Source organism: Spirosoma luteolum (assembly GCF_054778875.1).
This window is the reverse complement of the sequence record NZ_BAAGZE010000003.1, coordinates 1,147,924-1,164,997: the sequence shown is the minus strand read 5'-3', so window position 1 is coordinate 1,164,997 and position 17,074 is coordinate 1,147,924. Positions and strand designations below refer to the sequence as shown.

The following is a 17,074-nucleotide window of genomic DNA, read 5'->3' as shown; positions in this document are numbered from 1 at the left end:
AACGTATGCGTTTTATTTTACTGGCCGCCCTGACAGCTACACTGTCGGTGCCGGCTCATGCCCAGACGGTCGACCGGGTCGATGATCCGGTCGAGTGGGTCAACCCGCTGATGGGGACCGATTCAAAACCCAGCCTGTCGACGGGCAACACCTATCCGGCCATTACGCTGCCCTGGGGCATGAATTGCTGGATGCCTCAAACCGGTAAAATGGGCGATGGCTGGGCCTATACCTATAATGCCGACAAGCTGCGGGGATTCAAGCAAACGCACCAGCCCAGCCCCTGGATCAACGACTACGGGCAGTTTGCCATCATGCCCATCACCGGCGCTCGTCGGTTTAAGGAAGACGATCGGGCCAGCTGGTTTTCGCATAAATCGGAGGTAGCCAAGCCGTACTACTACAGCGTTTACCTGGCCGATCACAACGTCACGACAGAAATCAGCCCGACCGACCGAGCCGCTGCACTGCGGTTTACGTTTCCGCAGACCGACTCTGCCTACGTCGTAATCGATGCGCTCGACAAAGGGTCGTATGTGCGGATTATTCCGGCCCAGAACCGAATCGTGGGCTACACCACTAAAAACAGCGGAGGGGTGCCGGCCAATTTTAAAAACTACTTCGTCATTCAGTTCGACCGGCCATTCGCCAACACGGCAGTCTGGCATGGCGATGTGCTGTCGACAAACGAACTGGAGCAGAAAGCCAATCACGTAGGGGCCGTAGTAGGGTTCCGTACGCGCAAGGGCGAGCAGGTCTACGCCCGGGTAGCCTCGTCGTTTATCAGTCCTGAGCAGGCCGAGCGTAACCTGGCCGAAATCGGTAGCGATGGGTTCGATACGGTCAAGCAGAAAGCTAAAGCCGTCTGGAACAACGAGCTGAAACGGGTAGCCGTAACCGGTGGTACAGCCGATCAGACCCGCACGTTTTACTCGTGCCTGTACCGCACCATGTTGTTTCCGCGCAAGTTCTATGAGCTGGATGCCAGCCAGCAGATTGTGCATTACAGCCCCTACAACGGGCAGGTGCTGCCTGGTTATATGTTTACCGACAATGGCTTCTGGGACACCTTCAGGGCCGTCTTTCCGCTGTTCAACCTGATGCAGCCTACGCTGAACAGCCACATCATGGCCGGGCTCGAAAATGCGTATAAAGAAAGCGGTTTCCTGCCCGAGTGGGCCAGCCCCGGCCACCGCGACTGCATGGTGGGGTCGAACTCGGCGTCGATCATTGCCGATGCTTACCTGAAAGGCAACCGGCAGGGCTACAACATCAATACGCTCTACGAGGCCATTCTGAAGAATACCCAGACCGAGGGGCCCCTAAGCTCGGTAGGGCGCAAAGGAGCGGCTTATTATAACAAGCTGGGCTACGTACCCTACGATGTCAAGATCAATGAAAATGCGGCCCGCACACTCGAGTACGCCTACGACGACTTTACGATCTATCAGCTGGCCAAAGCCCTGAAACGCCCGCAGGCCGAAATCGATCTGTTTGCACGCCGGAGCCAGAACTACCGCAACCTGTTCGACCCCAGCACTAAACTCATGCGGGGCAAAAATGAGAACGGCACGTTTCAGTCGCTGTTTAACCCCTTCAAATGGGGCGATGCCTTTACGGAGGGGAACAGCTGGCACTACACCTGGTCGGTTTTTCACGACGTACAGGGGCTGGCGGGCCTGATGGGCGGACGCCGGGAGTTTGCCCGCATGCTGGATTCGGTCTTTGTAGTACCCCCCGTATTCGACGATTCGTACTACGGTTCGGTGATTCACGAAATCCGGGAAATGCAGATCATGAACATGGGCAACTACGCACACGGCAACCAGCCCATCCAGCACATGATTTACCTCTATAACTACGCAGGCCAGCCCTGGAAGTCGCAGTACTGGCTGCGCGAGGTAATGAACCGGATGTATCAGCCCACGCCCGATGGCTACTGTGGCGATGAGGATAATGGCCAGACCTCGGCCTGGTATGTGTTCTCAGCCCTGGGTTTCTACCCCGTTTGCCCGGGTACCGATCAGTACGTAATGGGCGCTCCGCTATTCAGGCACGCACAGGTGCAGCTCGAAAACGGTAAAACCCTGACGATCGACGCACCCGCCAACAGCGAGCAGAATCGTTACGTAAAATCCGTTCAGGTGAATGGGAAGCCCTACAGCCCGACCTGGCTCAGTCATACCGAGCTGCTGAAGGGAGCCACGCTGAAGCTGCAAATGACCGATCAGCCCGACCGGCAGCGCGGTACCCGGGTAGCCGATGCGCCCTATTCGTTCTCGGCGCCCGCCCCCAACTAGCGTATCGAAATCCAAAAAATCCCCCGCTCTACTGTGGCATCGTCACAGCAGAGCGGGGGATTTTTTTATGTCGGAGCGTTTGGCTTAGCCGGCCTGCGTCCAGAAATCCCGAATAAGCGCGAGCGTTTCGTCGATGGTATCGGCCACGAGCAGTAAGGCCCGGTTTTCGGGTTTAAGGAAACCATCGGCTACGCAACGGTCGAGCTGTTGCAGCATCAGATCGTAGTAGCCATTGGCGTTCACCACCACAATGGGCCCATCGTAGAGTTTGAGCTGCCGCCACGCCAGTATCTCGAACAGCTCATCGAAGGTGCCGTACCCACCCGGCAGGGCCACAACGCCCCGGGCCAGCTGCACCATCTTGTATTTCCGTTCGTGCATGGTTTCCACGAAGTGAATTTCGGTGAGCGTCTGGTGGGCGACTTCCAGCTGGGCCAGAAAGTTGGGAATAACGCCCGTTACTTCGCCCCCCTGCTGCAGTACCGCATCGGCTACGGTACCCATCAGGCCAAAGCCACCGCCACCGTAAATAAGCCGGATCTGCTGCGCGGCCATCTTCTCGCCCAGCTCAATGGCCAGCTGGGTATAAAGCGGATTCGTGCCGGGGCTCGATCCGCAGTAAACAACAATACTTTGCATAGGAACGTAGGTTACGGGTGTCCGGAAAAGCGGATATAAAGTCGGTTAAAGCAGTGTAGTGGCCAGTTGCTGCAGGTCGAGGCCGCTGAAGTTGCCCGAACTCATGAGCAGAAACAGGTCGGCCGTGGTACGCTGGCCCAGCAGGTACTGCTGCAGGTCGGCTGGCTCGAAAAACAACTCCAGATCATCGCGGCCGAAGGCGGCCCGGATGTCGTCGCGGCTGAAAGCACCCTGGCCGCGGCTTTCCAGCGTATGCCGGTTTATATACACGGCAGCTTTATCGGCCGCATCGAGCGTGCCTTTATACTGACCCAGAAAGTCTTTGTTGAGGCTGCTGAACGTGTGCAGTTCAACCACAGCCACCAGCGACTTACCGGGAAACTGGGTCCGAACGGCTTCGGTGGTGGCTTCGACCTTCGAGGGGGCGTGGGCAAAATCGCGGAACAGAATCCGACCGTCGCGCTGCGCTACCGTTTCGAGCCGCCGGGCTGCTCCCCGAAAGCTGCTCACGGCTTCGTAGAACTGATCGTCGGTGATCCCGATCCGGTCGCAGACGGTCATGGCTCCGGCTACGTTTTTCATGTTATGCTCGCCAAAGATTAGTACCGGCACCCGGCCCCCCTTTTTGGGCAGCAGGTAGGTTTTACCCTCTACAATCTCGTTGGGATGCGCCTGGTACGGTATTTTGGTGATGTCGGGACGGTCTTTCTGCCCAATCACGTCGAGCATATTGTCGGAGTCGTCGAACACCAGAATACCCGCCTTGGGCATGGCTTCGGCCAGCGATTCGAACTGATCGACGTACAGATCCCAGGTAGGGTAGATGTTGACATGATCCCAGGCAATGCCGCTGATGAGGGCAATGTGGGGTTGGTAATGCAGGAATTTGGGCCGCGGGTCGATGGGCGACGACGCGTATTCGTCGCCTTCGATGACAATCAGCGGAGCCGATTCGGTCAGGCTAACCATGGTATCGAACCCATCGATCTGCGCGCCCACCAGGTAATCGAATGTGCGCTTGTGGTAGCGCAGTACGTGCAGAATCAGCGCGGTAATGGTGGTTTTGCCGTGGCTGCCGGCAATGACAACGCGCTGTTTCTGCCGGCTGTGCTGATAGATGAATTCGGGGTAGGAGAAGATCGGCAGGCCAAGCTCCTGCGCCCGGAGCAATTCCGGGTTGTCGGCGCGGGCGTGCATACCAAGAATGACCGCGTCGAGCTGTGGCGTAATTTTTTCCGGAAACCAGCCCATCTGGGCCGGCAAAAGGCCGTGGTGTTGCAGACGCGTCAGCGACGGTTCGTAAATCTCATCGTCTGAGCCGGTAATGGTGTTTCCCTGATGCTGCAGCGCCAGGGCCAGATTGTGCATGGCACTCCCCCCGATGGAAATGAAGTGGATGGTTTGGGGCATGGGTGGGTATTTGTTGCGACTATGGGCAAAAGTACGGCTTTCCGTTGGTTTGGGGAAACCACTGTTCAATCGGGCTGGCTCGACCCGCAGCCTGTCGCCAAGTTCTTACCGGGCCCCTAGGTGTGCATGGGTCCTCACGTAGCGTCTGACCCCTAAAAAAAGGCCGCCGGTAACAGTACCGACGGCCTTTTTGCACAAACGAAAACCCGAACAAACGAGTACAGAAAGCGGCTACTCCATGGCCATATCCATGTGAGCCGGTGCTTCGATTTTCTTGCCGATAAACAGCAGCAACAGCGGCACACAGATCAGGAAGAAGCCTCCGATAACCAGAAAGGCATCGGCATAGGTCATCACCAGTGCCTGTTTCAGCACGGCCCCGTGCATCACCCCGTAGGCTTTGCTGGTGGCTGCCATCAGGGCATCGCCTTTCGACAGAAAGAGATTCGTATACTGCCGGATCCGTTCGGCCGACAGCGGGTTGTAGACCGACACATTGTCGCCCAGCCGTGCGGCATGGAACATGGTGCGGGTCGAGATGTAGGTGGTCATGATGGCGGTGCCAAACGTACCGCCCAGTTGCCGGATCATACCCGTCAGGGCCGAACCCTGCGGTATCTCCACCGTTTTCAGGTCGGAGAGCGTAATGGTGGTCAGCGGGATAAAGATCATCCCCATGCCAATGCCCCGCACGATCAGCGGCCAGAAGAAATAATCGGGGCCGGCGGCCAGGCTGATGGCCGACAGGTCGAAACAGAAGCCGAAAAACAGCAGGAAGCCGATGGCCGCGTACCAGACCGGGGAGATGTAGTTTTTGCTCAGCAAGCCACCCACAACCGGCATCATCAGGCCCGTCATGATCGACCCCGGCATCAGCAGCAGCCCCGTCTGACTGGCGGTGAAGCCCAGAATGGTCTGGCAGAACACCGGAATGATAAAGACCGAAGCAAACAAGCCAAAGCCCAGAATAAAGTTGAACAGCGTACCGACCGCAAACCGGCGCTGCCGCAGCAGCCGTAGATCCAGAATGGGCAGGCTAACGGCCAGCTGCCGCCAGATAAAGCCGATCAGGCCCACACCCGCTGCCACCGACATGCCGACAATAAAGGTCGAGTCGAACCAGTCTTTTTCTTCGCCTTTCTCCAGAATGATCTGCAGACCGCCGATGCCCATAATGAGCAGAATGAGTGCCAGCCAGTCCATCTTGCCCGCCACCATTTTCTCGGCCGGCTCCTTGATGTACTGGTAGGTGAGCCAGGTAGCCAGAATGCCGAATGGAATATTGATGTAGAACACCCAGTTCCACGACAGGTTGTCGGTGATGTAGCCGCCAAGGGTGGGGCCAATGGATGGGCCAATGATAACCCCCATGCCGAAGATGGCGTTGGCAATACCAAGGTCTTCTTTCGGAAAGGTCTGGATCAGAATGGATTGCGCCGTGGTGAGCAGGCCGCCCCCGCCAATGCCCTGCACCACCCGGAAAAACACCAGCTCCCACACGTTGGTGGAGGTGCCGCAGAAAACGGAAGCAATCGTAAATAAAATAATGGAGGCCGCGAAGTAGTTGCGCCGGCCCAGCTTGGCGGTTAGCCAGCCCGACATCGTGATCATAACCGCGCTGGCGGCTGCGTAGCCCGTAACGACCCAGCTAATATCGCCCAGCGATGCGCCGAGGTTACCCATCATCTGGTTGAGCGTCACGTTGACGATCGACGAGTCGATGGTCTGGAGCAGGGCCGCCGTCGTAACGGTCAGCACCACAATCCATTTGTCAAACCCTAATTTCATGTCAGTAACTCAGTTTTAACTATGCCGTGTCGGGGGCAGCCGGTATGGTTTCGGCATACAGTTTTCAGTAGCTGGCTTATACCAGGCTCGGGCAGTGACCCGCCGGGCCGCGACTACTGAAAACCGTAAACCCTAAACCCTAAACCGCACTCTCACCCCGTGGGCTACTTCTGCAAATCAACCGCTACCGTTGCGCTCATACCGGGGCGCAGACGGGCGTAGAGCGCGCTGTTTTTATCCAGGTCGATCCGAACCGGAACACGTTGTACTACTTTCACGTAGTTACCCGTTGCGTTGTCGGGGGGCAGCAGGGTAAACTTGGCCCCGGTAGCGCCGGCAAACGAACCCACGTGGCCCACCAGCTTATCGCCCTCGAAGGCATCGACATCGATCGATACCGTCTGGCCCGGCTGCATCTGTTTCAACTGCGTTTCCTTGAAGTTAGCCGTTACCCACAGGTCGGTGTTGCCCACGATCGAGCATAGTGCCTGACCGGGTTGTACCAGCTGGCCAATCTGTACCGACCGTTTCGAGACAACCCCCGAAGCCGGCGCCCGAACCACCGTGTACGACAGTTGCAGGTTGGCCATGTCGAGTTCGGCCTGGCGCTGCTTGATGGTGGCCTGAGCGACCGAGATCTGATCCTGGGTGGCCCGGCGCTGCGAGTTGGTCACGCCCGTTTGCGTGCCGGCTGCAGCTACCTGCGCCTGTGCGGTCTGGAGCTGGGCCTGTGCGGCCTGAAGTTGTGCCAGCGCGGCATCGCGTTCGGCCTGTACGGCGTCGAACTGCTGCTGCGGAACGGTTTTTTCGGCCAGCAGCCGGCTGTAGCGATCAAAGTCCTGGCTGGTTTTGCGGGCGCGGGCCTGCGCAGCCGTTACGTTGGCCTGGGCCGTAGCGACCTGATTGCGGGCCGTTTGCACCCCGGCCTGCGAACTTTGGACCGTGGCCGAGGCCACACCGACGTTCGAGCGGGTCACGCCCGCGCCGGCCATAGCGCTTTGCAGAGCCGCTTCGGCCTGGGCCACCCGAATGCGGTAGTCTGCATCGTCGAGCACCACCAGCGTATCGCCTTCTTTCACAAACTGATTGTCTTTAAACCGGATGGCTTTCACGTAGCCCCCCGCCTTCGGAATAACCGGGTTCACATCGCCGTCGATCTGGGCATCGTCGGTGGTTTCGTGGCGCTGGAGGTAACGGAATTCGCTGTACCCAAAGAAGAGCGCAATGGCCAGGATCAGAACGCCCCCGACGCGAATGAGTGTTTGCTTGTTCATGGTTGGTTGTATGTCGTCTGTGTGTGCGACTGGTATTAGTTAAGATTGCCACCCGTGGCCCGCAGCAGCCGCTGATAGGCAAGCTGGGCATCGACAGTAGCGTTGATTACGTTGAGTTGCGCCTGGAGCAGAAAGCTGTTGGCTTCGAGCAGATCAGTCGAGCCCACCAGCCCGTTGCGGAACCGCGACTCGGTCAGGCGGTAGTTTTCGCGGGCCTGGTCGACAGCGGTCCGGATCACGTTCTGCTGCTCGAGGGCCAGCTGGTAGTTGTTGTAGGCCGTTACCACATCCGACTGAATCTGATCGGTCTGCTGCTGTGTCTGCAGGCTGGCCTGGTCGATGGCCGCCTGGGCGCTGTGCAGCTTACCCTTCATGTTGTAGAGCGAGCCAATGTTGTAGGTTATACCGGCACCCACGTTCCAGGCACTGATAAACGAGTTGGCTTCGGGAATCACCCGGGCCGTGGGGTTGATGTAGTTGTAACCAGCCTGCACACCCAGGTGCGGGTAAAGGCTGCTGCGGGTGTTCTGCAGCTGCGCCTGAGCCGCCTGTACGCGCAGGTTATTGGCCTGCAGGTCGGTGCGGGCCTGAATGGCCTGATTCAGCAGATTGCCCAGTGGCTCGGCCGCCACAACCGGGTTGGCCAGCGTCGTGTCGACCGATATGGTCTGGTCCTGCGGCAGGCCTACCAGCAGGTTGAAATTGTACAGAGCCGTCTGGCGGGCCTTGTCAACCTGCAGCCGGCTCAGTTGCAGGTTGTTTTTCTGCAACTGAATCTTCAGCACTTCATTGGCCGTTACGATGCCTTCTTTCTCCAGATTGCGGGCGTCGCGCTCTTTCTCGTCGAACTGGCGGATGCTCTGATCGATCACGCTTGTCGACTTGATAAGCTTGATGATGTTGTAGTAGGCGTCGGTAACGGTATACACCAGCTCGGAGCGGTTGCGCTGGGCATCGAGCCGACTGGCTTTGGCCAGCAGATCGGCCGATCGTTCGGCCGACTTCTCGGCAAACCCGCCAAACACTTCCTTGGCTACCGTTACGCCCCCGATGGTGGCGTTGAAGGCCCCGGCCGGAATACCCAGCAGGGGTTTGCCATCGCTACCCTGTCCCAGCGAGAATGGGCCGGTGAGGCTGTAGCGCGAATAAGCCAGCGAGGCAGTGGCCTGCGGTAAACTACGGTCTTTGGCTTCCTGCGACCGGGCTTCGGCGGCCAGCGTGCGGCTGTCGGCCAGTTTAATGGTTTTGTTGTTCTGCAGCGCCAGCTGAATGGCTCTGTCGAGGGGCAGCACCGCCGGTGCCGGTTGGGCCAGCGCGCAGCCGACACTCAGCAGTCCCAGACCGATGCTGGTCATGTACGTTTTCATAAGTCAGTGAAGTCTGATTTTATCCAGGAGGGTATTCATAAGCGCCACCTCATCGGGCGTGAGGTGACTCACAATTGATTCAAAATCCCGAAACTCGATGGCTGCCTTCTCCACGAAGGCCTGCGAGTCGCTGGTCAGGCGCAGGTTTACGCGCCGGCGATTCTGCAGGTCTACTTCGCGTACGACCAGGTTTTTGGCCACCAGCCGATCAATCAGGCGCGTCACGTCGGAGTTGATATCGCTCAGCCGTTCTTTCAACTCACCAGCCGTCAGGCTATCGGGAAAGACTTCGGAGAGCCGTCGTAACACGATGTACTGTTGAACCGACAAATCGAACGGAGCCAGCTTCTGGGCGAAGTGGTTGAATATGTAGGCATCGGTCTGATGCAGGTTCTTGATGAGCTGTTGGTAAGGATTCTGATACGTTTTCATGCGGTGCCCTCAGGGAGTTGCAAAGGTATAACCAACATTCGTTTAAACGAATTTCGTTTAAACGAAATTTAATGTGTTTTTTTTAGGGAGTAGTGCCTAAATAGATTTTTGAGGATGATTTATTGGTATTTTTATAAGAAATAGACTCTTCTGAAAAGCCTTACAGGTATTGTTGAAGCCAGGTTGCAATGGCCTGTCGGTTTGTTTCACTGTCGAACAGGTCGCCGTAGTGGGGGGCATTGGGCACGATGATAACCCGGTTGGCAACGCCCGACAGCGTCAGCCAGGAACTGAGCAATACCGACTGCGCAGGGGGGACCGACTCGTCGCGCTGGCCGTGGATGATCAGGAAGGGTGGATCGTTCCTGTCGACGTAGGTAACCGGGCTGGCGCGCCGGGCCAGATCGGGCCGGTGAATGGGGGTGGCCCCCAACAGGCGGCTCTCCGACGTAATCAGACTATCGCTCAGCGAACCATTGCGGGGCACCATGGCCAGCAGATCGGCCGGGCCCTAGAAGTCGATCACGGTTTTGATCCGGAAGGGAACGGGCTTGCCGCCGGGCAGAAAATCACGCACGGCATTGTTGGTCGACAGGCCCAGCAGCGATGCCAGGTGCCCTCCGGCCGAGAACCCGATCAGCGCAATGCGGCCGGGGTTGTACTGGTAGCGGGCTGCCTGCCGGTACAGAAACGTCAGCGCCTGATTGCAATCCTGAATCTGGGCCGGAAACGGGGCCGTGGTGCTATGCCGGTAATCGATTGAGGCAAAGGCATAGCCCTTGTCGAGTAGCATCCGGATGGTCTGCTTCATATAACTCATGTCGGCATACTTGTCGTTGAGCATCCAGGCCCCCCCGTGTACCCACACGATCAGGGGCGTGTTGGGGTGCATCGTGGCCGGCAGATACAGATCGAGCTGGTGTTTCTGCAGGGTATCGCCGGCGTAGGGCAGGTTAGCGATCAGGCGGGTGCCGGTCGGAAAAATCGACAGTACGCGGTTGGTGGCCTGTGCGTGGCTCAGGCGGGGCAGCACCAGCAGAAATGCGTTGGTAATCAGCGTATACAGACAAAAGCGCATCGGGCGGCTGGTTTAGGGGTTGGGGCTGTAAGAACGCAAATAAAGCGCCTGCCCCCATCGGAGCAGGCGCTTTTCGCGGGGCCGGTTTGATCAGGCTTTCAGCGACTGCATGTCGATAACGTAGCGAAACCGAACATCGCCGGCTTTCAGCGTATCGAAGGCTTCGTTGATCTGCTGCATCGGAATTACCTCGATTTTGGGCCGAATACCGTGATCGGCGCAGAACTGCAGTACCTCGCGGGTTTCGGCGATGCTGCCAATAAGCGAACCCGCCACCGAACGCCGATGAAAGGCCAGCTTCTGATTGCTCAGCGCTCGCTCGTAATCGACCAATAGGCCAACGGTGATCAGTACGCCGTTGCGTTTCAGCAGATTGAGGTACGGCGCCACATTGAACGGATCGGGGATGGTGGTCAGGATAAAGTCGAAAGCGCGTGTATGGAGCCGCATGGCTGCCCGATCGGTCGACAGCACAACGGCGTCGGCACCGAGGGCCAAGGCATCAGCTTCCTTGTCGGCCGAGGTCGTCAGCACCGTTACTTGGGCGCCACGGGCCCGGGCCAGCTGAACGGCCATGTGGCCCAGCCCGCCCAGCCCGACTACGGCGATGTGGTGGCCGGTGCCGATCTGCCAGTGTTTCAGGGGCGACCAGACCGTAACGCCGGCGCACAGGATCGGGGCTGCCTCCTGCGGAGAAAGCCCGGCTGGGATGGGCACTACGAACGCATCGCGAACAACCAGGTGGGTGGAGTAGCCGCCGTAGGTGTTGAACCCACTGCCGTCGGGCATCAGGTAGCCGTTGTAGGTACCAGTCCAGCCAACGGGCCCTTCGCAGTACTGCTCGTCGCCTTCCCGGCAGGACGCGCAGTGACCGCAGGAGTCGATCATACAACCCACGCCCACCAGATCGCCGGCGGCAACCTGGGTAACGTCGGCGCCCGTTTCGATTACCCGGCCCACCACCTCGTGGCCGGGCACGCAGGGGTAAATCGTGTTCTGCCAGTCGTTGCGAACCTGGTGCAGATCGGAGTGGCAAACGCCACAGTAGAGCACCTCGATCAGCACCTGATCGGCCGCCGGTGGCTGCCGTTCAATCTGCATGGGGGCAAGCGTATTGGTTGCATTGGTGGCCGAACCGGGCGTGCCGTAGGCCTGGATGAGGAAAGGTTTCATGGCCCAAAAATGGGGCATCCGACCGGATAATGGGCTATGCGTCCGGCCGACCACCGGCCCGGGTAGCCCACGTTCGACCCGGAGTTACCGGTAACAAAGATCCCGCACCGAACTGGCCGGGAAGCCAGTCAGGTGCGGGATAGGGATGAAACAAACTTACGGTCAGCGGCTTGCGGCCATTAGGCGCCATCGGCAGTGCCCCGGTGCTTTCCGATGCCTTATTTTTCGTCTTTCAGGGACTGCATATCGATAACGTACCGGAACCGTACCCCTTCGTCCATCATTTTTTCGTAGGCCTCGTTGATGTCTTTCATAGCAATCAGCTGTACTTCGGGTAGAATGTTGTGCTCGGCGCAGAAGTTGAGCACCTCCTGGGTTTCGGCGATACTACCGATAAGTGAGCCCGACACGGTCCGGCGCTGAAAAGCGATTTCCTGGTTGTTGAGCGGGCCGTCGTAGGGACCCAGCAGCCCAACCGTCACCAGTGCCCCATCGCGTTTGAGCAGTGTCACATACGGGTCGATCTTAAACTTGTCCGGAATGGTAATCAGGATAAAGTCCAGCGTTTTTTCGTGTTCGGCCATGGCCTCCTTGTCGTCGGAGATGATGACGCTGTGGGCACCCAGCTTCAGCGCGTCGCTCCGCTTCTCTTCTTTGGTGGTCAGCACCGTAACGCGGGCGCCCATGGCTTTCGCCAGCTGAACGGCCATGTGGCCCAGCCCGCCCAGCCCCACGATACCGACCCGGCTGCCTTCTTTAACCCCCCAGTGTTTGAGGGGTGAATAGGTAGTGATGCCAGCACACAGGATCGGGGCCGCGGCCTTGATGTCGAGCTTGTCGGGAATGCTGAGCACAAACGATTCTTTGACGACCAGCGTCGTCGAGTAGCCACCGAAGGTATTGTAGCCGCTGCCGTCGGGCTTCATGTAGCCGTTGTAGGTAGCCGTCCAGCTAACAGGCCCGTCGCAGTACTGCTCGTCGCCTTCCTGGCACGACGCGCAGTGGCCGCAGGAGTCGATCATACAGCCCACGCCCACCAGATCGCCGACCTGATAATTGGTCACGGCCGAGCCGACCTGCGTTACGCGTCCGACTACTTCGTGGCCCGGCACACAGGGGTACAGCGTGTTGTTCCAGTCGTTTCTGACCTGGTGCAGGTCGGAGTGGCAGACTCCGCAATACAGCACGTCGATTTGTACTTCGTCGGCCTGGGGTGGGTTGCGGTCGATGTCCATGCGCGACAGGCTGCTGAAACGATCAATCAGCGCGCCTTTGGCACCGTAAGCTTTTACTTTCATGGGTTTAGTTGGGTTGTCAGCGGTCGATTCCATAACGTCAGGCCAGTTTAGCGTGTATACGTTTCTGAAAAAGCCGTCACCTGACGGCTTTGTTTGGGTCGCGAAACGAGTATTATCCAACGGGCATCTGCTATGCAAAAGCCCCGCCGGGCGACTCAGTGGTCCGGCGGGGCTTGCAGAAGGAAACATCTGAAACGAATCTGGGTCGCCAGCGCAGGAAGCGCCCGGCGCTGCTGGTGTTAAATTGTCAAAGCGTTTTCAGATCGATAACGAACCGATACCGGACATCACCTTTAAGCATACGTTCGTAGGCCGTATCGATGTCCTTGATGTCGATCAGTTCAATGTCTGAAACGATGTTGTGTTCGGCACAGAAGTCGAGCATTTCCTGCGTTTCGGGCATGCCGCCCGTGTTGGAGCCGACCAGACTTTTGCGGCCCATGAGCAAACCAAACACGGCAATATCGGCTGGGGTTGGGGGGGCACCCACGCAGATATGAACGCCGTTGGTTTTCAGCAGGCTCATGTACATGTTATAGTCGTGCGGAGCCGAAACCGTGTCGATAATGAAATCGAAGTAATTCTTAACGCTGTTAACCTGCTCCTCGTCTTTGGTGAGCACAAACTTGTGGGCGCCCAGCCGTTTGGCATCTTCTTCTTTCGAGGGCGAGGTGCTGAGCATGGTTACTTCGGCACCAAATGCAACGGCAAACTTAACGGCCATATGGCCCAGCCCGCCCAGACCCAGCACAGCCACCTTATGGCCGGGGCCTACGTTCCAGTGTTTGAGGGGCGAGTAAGTGGTGATACCGGCGCAGAGCAGGGGGGCTACAGCCGCCAGATCCAGCTTGTCGGAAACAGTCATCACGAAATCTTCGTGAGCCACCATCATATTCGAATAGCCGCCGTAGGTAGGCGTTTTCTTGTCCTGCTCCAGGCCATTGTAAGTCTGCGAGTTGCCATTTAGGCAATACTGCTCGAGGCCTTCCTGGCAGTTGTCGCAGTGCCGGCACGAATCGACAATGCAGCCCACCGCGGCCAGGTCGCCAGCTTTAAACTTGGTCACCTGCTCGCCCACGGCCGTCACCCGACCCACGATTTCGTGGCCCGGTACCATCGGGAAAATCGACCCACCCCATTCGTCACGAATCTGGTGCAGGTCGGAGTGGCACACGCCACAGTACATGATATCGAACTGCACATCGTGCGGACGAAGATCCCGTCGTTCGAACTGAAACGGCGCCAGCGACGAATGGGCGTCCTGAGCGGCATATCCTTTAGCTACAGTCATACAGGTTTTGTGTAAGTTGACAAAAACGTTGTCGTTACATGGATAACCATCTGCGCCCGGCAATAGTCAATGCGAACAAAAAAAAAGCACCGATCGGGCCGATGGGCTGAACGAACAGCCTAGATGCCGGCTACCGGGTGGGGCTGATACAGCGCTTCGAGCTGATCGACTTCATCGTCAGAAAGCCGCACCGACAGCGCACCGACGGCATCTTCGAGGTGCCCCGGCTTGCTGGCCCCGACGATAGGGGCCGTAACAGCGGGTTTCGACAGGAGCCAGGCCAGAGCCAGCTGGGAGGCCGGCAGGCCACGGGCTTCGGCCAGCTGGGTCAGCCGGTCGGCGATGGCGAAGTCGTCGTCGCGGGTGTAGAGCGATTTGCCGAACGCATCGGTTCTGGCCCGCTCGGTTTCGTTGCGTTCGCGGGTGCGTTTTCCCGTCAGCAGCCCCCGCGCCAGGGGCGACCACGGAATAACGGCCACGCCCTGATCCTGACAGAGGGGCAGCATCTCCCGCTCTTCTTCGCGATACACCAGGTTGTACTGCGGCTGCATCGATACGAAGCGGGTCCAGCCGTTTCGCTCGGCTGTATACTGGGCTTTGGCAAACTGCCAGCTGTACATTGATGAGGCACCAATGTAGCGGGCCTTGCCGGCTTTTACCACATCGTGCAGGGCTTCCATGGTTTCTTCGATGGGGGTGTTGTTATCCCAGCGGTGAATCTGGTAGAGATCGACATAATCGGTGCCGAGCCGTTTCAGACTCGCGTCGATGGCACTCATGATGTGCTTGCGCGACAGGCCACGGTCGTTGGGGCCGGGGCCCATCGGGTTAAATACCTTGGTGGCCAGTACAATCTGATCGCGGCTGCTATACTGCCACAGCGCGCGGCCGGTTACTTCTTCGCTCGCCCCGCTGGAGTAGACATCGGCCGTGTCGAAAAAGTTGATACCCAGCTCAATCGCTTTTCTGAAAAAGGGCTGACTCTGGTCTTCGGTCAGGGCCCAGGGCCAGCGATCGGTTGGCCGACCGTAGGTCATACAGCCCAGACACAGTTTAGAGACCATCAGGCCCGTATTGCCAAATCGAACGTAATCCATAGTGGTTTTGATCAGTCGGAAGTTTGAACGATAACCAACCAGCGGGGCAGGGGTTTTTACGCCCCCTGCTTTTTCGGCTGGTAATGGCTTCCAGGTCTGCCTGAATGAGCGTGAAATGGCCGAAAACGGGCGAAAAAAGCGCGATCCAGCAGTCGGCTTACCGTTCGCTCAAAGCTGTATTTATGTATTGATTTTCAGGTATTTGTCCCCTTTTTGATGGTTTCGGGACGCGCTACTTTTGGCTTCTTGCTAAACCAATCACACACATGGATAACCAACCCCACACAATCGATCCGTTTAGTGCCGAGAACACGGGCGAAGCCAAAACCACCTATGTTGCCGGTGCCACCTTCGGGCTCCGCGAGGTTACGTACATTGCCCGGGAGGGCAACGCCTTGTTTGAGGGCGACATTCTGCTGGGCACCGATGAGGAAATGCAGCGTGTCCGGAAAAATATTGAAGATCAGCAGGTCGAGGCTGCCGTAGCCGTCAGCGGCCAGGGAAATCGCTGGCCGGGCGGCACACTGGCCTACCGGATCGATCCCGGACTGCCTAACCAGAACCGGGTAACCGATGCCATTCAGGCCATTCAGAACAACACGAACCTGACATTTAAAGTACGGACCAACGAAGCCAATTTTATCACGTTCCGGAATAGCGACTCATGCAGCTCGGCCGTGGGCATGAAAGGCGGAGAGCAGTTTATCAACCTGGGGCCCGGTTGCAGCACGGGCAACGCCATCCACGAGATCTGCCACGCGGCCGGGCTGTGGCACGAGCAGAGCCGCGAAGACCGCGACTCGTTCGTACGCGTCAACTGGGCCAACATTGTGCCGGCGCTGCGTCATAACTTCGATCAGCACATCACCGACGGCGACGATGTTGGCCGCTATGATTATGATTCCATCATGCACTACCCGCGCAATGCCTTTGCCATTAATCCCAATCAGGATACGCTGACCCCCATCCCTAACAATGGGCAACCCATCGGGCAGCGGACGGGATTGAGCGCCGGCGACATTCGGGCTATCAACATGCTGTATCCGCGCAAAGCCATTCTGGCCGATACCAGCTCCAACGGCCCTGCCCTGATTGACCGGGGGAATACGCTGCTGATGGGCTGGACGGGCGTCGGTAATCTTAAACTGAACTTTATGTCGTCGGTCGATGGGCTGACGTTCGGCAATAAAGTAACGCTGAACGAGATATCGCCGGCGGCTCTGGCACTGGCGGTGTTTAACAATCGGTTTGTAGTGGCCTGGATCGGGGTGGGCAATAACAGGCTCAACATCATGCAGTCGGCCAATGGGCAGCAATGGGTTCAGAAAGTGACCCTTGGCGATACGTCGCAGTCGGCCCCCGAACTGGCGGTGCTGAATGGCCAGCTTCATCTTGCCTGGCGGGGCGTAGGCAACAATAAACTCAACATAATGCGCAGCGCCGACGGGGTTCACTGGGGCAACAAGGTAACGCTGAACGACACCACGCCTTCGGGCCCCACGCTGACCGTGTTTAACGGGCAGTTGCTGCTGGGCTGGCGGGGCGTGGGCAACAACCAGCTCAATGTAATGCGCAGCGCCGACGGCGCTAACTGGACGAACAAAGTGACGCTCAACGAAACCACCCTGTCGAAGCCATTCCTCTTCACGCGGGGTGGCCAGGTTTACCTGACCTGGCAGGGCGTCAGCAATGCCCTGCTGAACATACTGGTGAGTACCAACGGCAGCAGCTGGGGAAACAAATTCATTTCCAACGAAACCTGCATCGATGGACCGGTGATTGCCAACCTGCCCAATTACAACCGCATGGTGTGGAGCTGGACCGGCACCGATGCCGCTCACCACCTGAACACGCTGCTGTTCAACTGGTAGCCAACAATCGGTTTTCATTCACGGCCTCCACCGCTCACCGGCGGTGGAGGCCTTTT

12 protein-coding genes and 1 pseudogene are annotated in these 17,074 nt (G+C 58.1%); 2 read left to right on the top strand and 11 right to left on the bottom strand.

Annotation, left to right across the window (positions count from 1 at the left end; all coding sequences use genetic code 11):
• The first annotated feature begins 5 nt into the window (after positions 1 to 5).
• Positions 6 to 2,300: a GH92 family glycosyl hydrolase gene (locus ACYVAC_RS07570; protein WP_461096992.1), complete on the top strand. Its 2,295-nt coding sequence runs from the start codon at positions 6 to 8 to the stop codon at positions 2,298 to 2,300.
• Between the two features lie 84 nt (positions 2,301 to 2,384).
• Here the strand turns inward: ACYVAC_RS07570 and ACYVAC_RS07565 are convergent, their stop codons facing one another.
• From ACYVAC_RS07565 to ACYVAC_RS07515, 11 genes and pseudogenes are all read right to left on the bottom strand, one after another.
• The gene (locus ACYVAC_RS07565; RefSeq protein WP_461096991.1) at positions 2,385 to 2,939 is read right to left on the bottom strand and encodes an LOG family protein; all 555 of its coding nucleotides are present in this window, start codon (positions 2,937 to 2,939) and stop codon (positions 2,385 to 2,387) included.
• A gap of 45 nt (positions 2,940 to 2,984) precedes the next feature.
• The gene (locus ACYVAC_RS07560; protein WP_461096990.1) at positions 2,985 to 4,349 is read right to left on the bottom strand and encodes a UDP-N-acetylmuramate--L-alanine ligase; all 1,365 of its coding nucleotides are present in this window, start codon (positions 4,347 to 4,349) and stop codon (positions 2,985 to 2,987) included.
• Between the two features lie 231 nt (positions 4,350 to 4,580).
• The gene (locus ACYVAC_RS07555) at positions 4,581 to 6,137 is read right to left on the bottom strand and encodes a DHA2 family efflux MFS transporter permease subunit (RefSeq protein ID WP_461096989.1); all 1,557 of its coding nucleotides are present in this window, start codon (positions 6,135 to 6,137) and stop codon (positions 4,581 to 4,583) included.
• Positions 6,138 to 6,301: 164 nt separating this feature from the next.
• Entirely contained in the window at positions 6,302 to 7,411 is a 1,110-nt protein-coding gene (locus ACYVAC_RS07550; RefSeq protein ID WP_461096988.1) for an HlyD family secretion protein, read from the bottom strand.
• A gap of 35 nt (positions 7,412 to 7,446) precedes the next feature.
• Positions 7,447 to 8,778, bottom strand: coding sequence for a TolC family protein (locus ACYVAC_RS07545; RefSeq protein ID WP_461096987.1), 1,332 nt, complete (start codon positions 8,776 to 8,778; stop codon positions 7,447 to 7,449).
• A 3-nt stretch (positions 8,779 to 8,781) separates the two neighbouring features.
• Positions 8,782 to 9,210 (bottom strand): MarR family winged helix-turn-helix transcriptional regulator, encoded by a 429-nt coding sequence (locus tag ACYVAC_RS07540; protein ID WP_461096986.1) that lies wholly within the window; start codon positions 9,208 to 9,210, stop codon positions 8,782 to 8,784.
• 160 nt (positions 9,211 to 9,370) lie between these two features.
• Positions 9,371 to 10,288: pseudogene (locus tag ACYVAC_RS07535) on the bottom strand (alpha/beta hydrolase fold domain-containing protein).
• 90 nt (positions 10,289 to 10,378) lie between these two features.
• Entirely contained in the window at positions 10,379 to 11,461 is a 1,083-nt protein-coding gene (locus ACYVAC_RS07530; RefSeq protein ID WP_461096985.1) for an NAD(P)-dependent alcohol dehydrogenase, read from the bottom strand.
• Positions 11,462 to 11,679: 218 nt separating this feature from the next.
• Positions 11,680 to 12,792, bottom strand: a complete 1,113-nt coding sequence (locus ACYVAC_RS07525; RefSeq protein ID WP_461096984.1) for an NAD(P)-dependent alcohol dehydrogenase — start codon at positions 12,790 to 12,792, stop codon at positions 11,680 to 11,682.
• 214 nt (positions 12,793 to 13,006) lie between these two features.
• Entirely contained in the window at positions 13,007 to 14,050 is a 1,044-nt protein-coding gene (locus ACYVAC_RS07520) for an NAD(P)-dependent alcohol dehydrogenase (RefSeq protein WP_461096983.1), read from the bottom strand.
• A 119-nt stretch (positions 14,051 to 14,169) separates the two neighbouring features.
• The gene (locus ACYVAC_RS07515; RefSeq protein ID WP_461096982.1) at positions 14,170 to 15,147 is read right to left on the bottom strand and encodes an aldo/keto reductase; all 978 of its coding nucleotides are present in this window, start codon (positions 15,145 to 15,147) and stop codon (positions 14,170 to 14,172) included.
• 266 nt (positions 15,148 to 15,413) lie between these two features.
• Between ACYVAC_RS07515 and ACYVAC_RS07510 the strand changes: the two genes are divergently transcribed.
• Complete coding sequence (locus tag ACYVAC_RS07510; protein ID WP_461096981.1) at positions 15,414 to 17,018, top strand: M12 family metallopeptidase; 1,605 nt, start codon at positions 15,414 to 15,416, stop codon at positions 17,016 to 17,018.
• Positions 17,019 to 17,074 lie beyond the last annotated feature (56 nt).

What these genes read in the sequence shown, in the direction of transcription:
- ACYVAC_RS07570 (WP_461096992.1), top strand. Translation starts at nt 6, where the DNA reads ATGCGTTTTATTTTACTGGCCGCCCTGACAGCTACACTGTCGGTGCCG.
- ACYVAC_RS07565 (WP_461096991.1), bottom strand. Translation starts at nt 2,939, where the DNA reads ATGCAAAGTATTGTTGTTTACTGCGGATCGAGCCCCGGCACGAATCCG.
- ACYVAC_RS07560 (WP_461096990.1), bottom strand. Translation starts at nt 4,349, where the DNA reads ATGCCCCAAACCATCCACTTCATTTCCATCGGGGGGAGTGCCATGCAC.
- ACYVAC_RS07555 (WP_461096989.1), bottom strand. Translation starts at nt 6,137, where the DNA reads ATGAAATTAGGGTTTGACAAATGGATTGTGGTGCTGACCGTTACGACG.
- ACYVAC_RS07550 (WP_461096988.1), bottom strand. Translation starts at nt 7,411, where the DNA reads ATGAACAAGCAAACACTCATTCGCGTCGGGGGCGTTCTGATCCTGGCC.
- ACYVAC_RS07545 (WP_461096987.1), bottom strand. Translation starts at nt 8,778, where the DNA reads ATGAAAACGTACATGACCAGCATCGGTCTGGGACTGCTGAGTGTCGGC.
- ACYVAC_RS07540 (WP_461096986.1), bottom strand. Translation starts at nt 9,210, where the DNA reads ATGAAAACGTATCAGAATCCTTACCAACAGCTCATCAAGAACCTGCAT.
- ACYVAC_RS07530 (WP_461096985.1), bottom strand. Translation starts at nt 11,461, where the DNA reads ATGAAACCTTTCCTCATCCAGGCCTACGGCACGCCCGGTTCGGCCACC.
- ACYVAC_RS07525 (WP_461096984.1), bottom strand. Translation starts at nt 12,792, where the DNA reads ATGGAATCGACCGCTGACAACCCAACTAAACCCATGAAAGTAAAAGCT.
- ACYVAC_RS07520 (WP_461096983.1), bottom strand. Translation starts at nt 14,050, where the DNA reads ATGACTGTAGCTAAAGGATATGCCGCTCAGGACGCCCATTCGTCGCTG.
- ACYVAC_RS07515 (WP_461096982.1), bottom strand. Translation starts at nt 15,147, where the DNA reads ATGGATTACGTTCGATTTGGCAATACGGGCCTGATGGTCTCTAAACTG.
- ACYVAC_RS07510 (WP_461096981.1), top strand. Translation starts at nt 15,414, where the DNA reads ATGGATAACCAACCCCACACAATCGATCCGTTTAGTGCCGAGAACACG.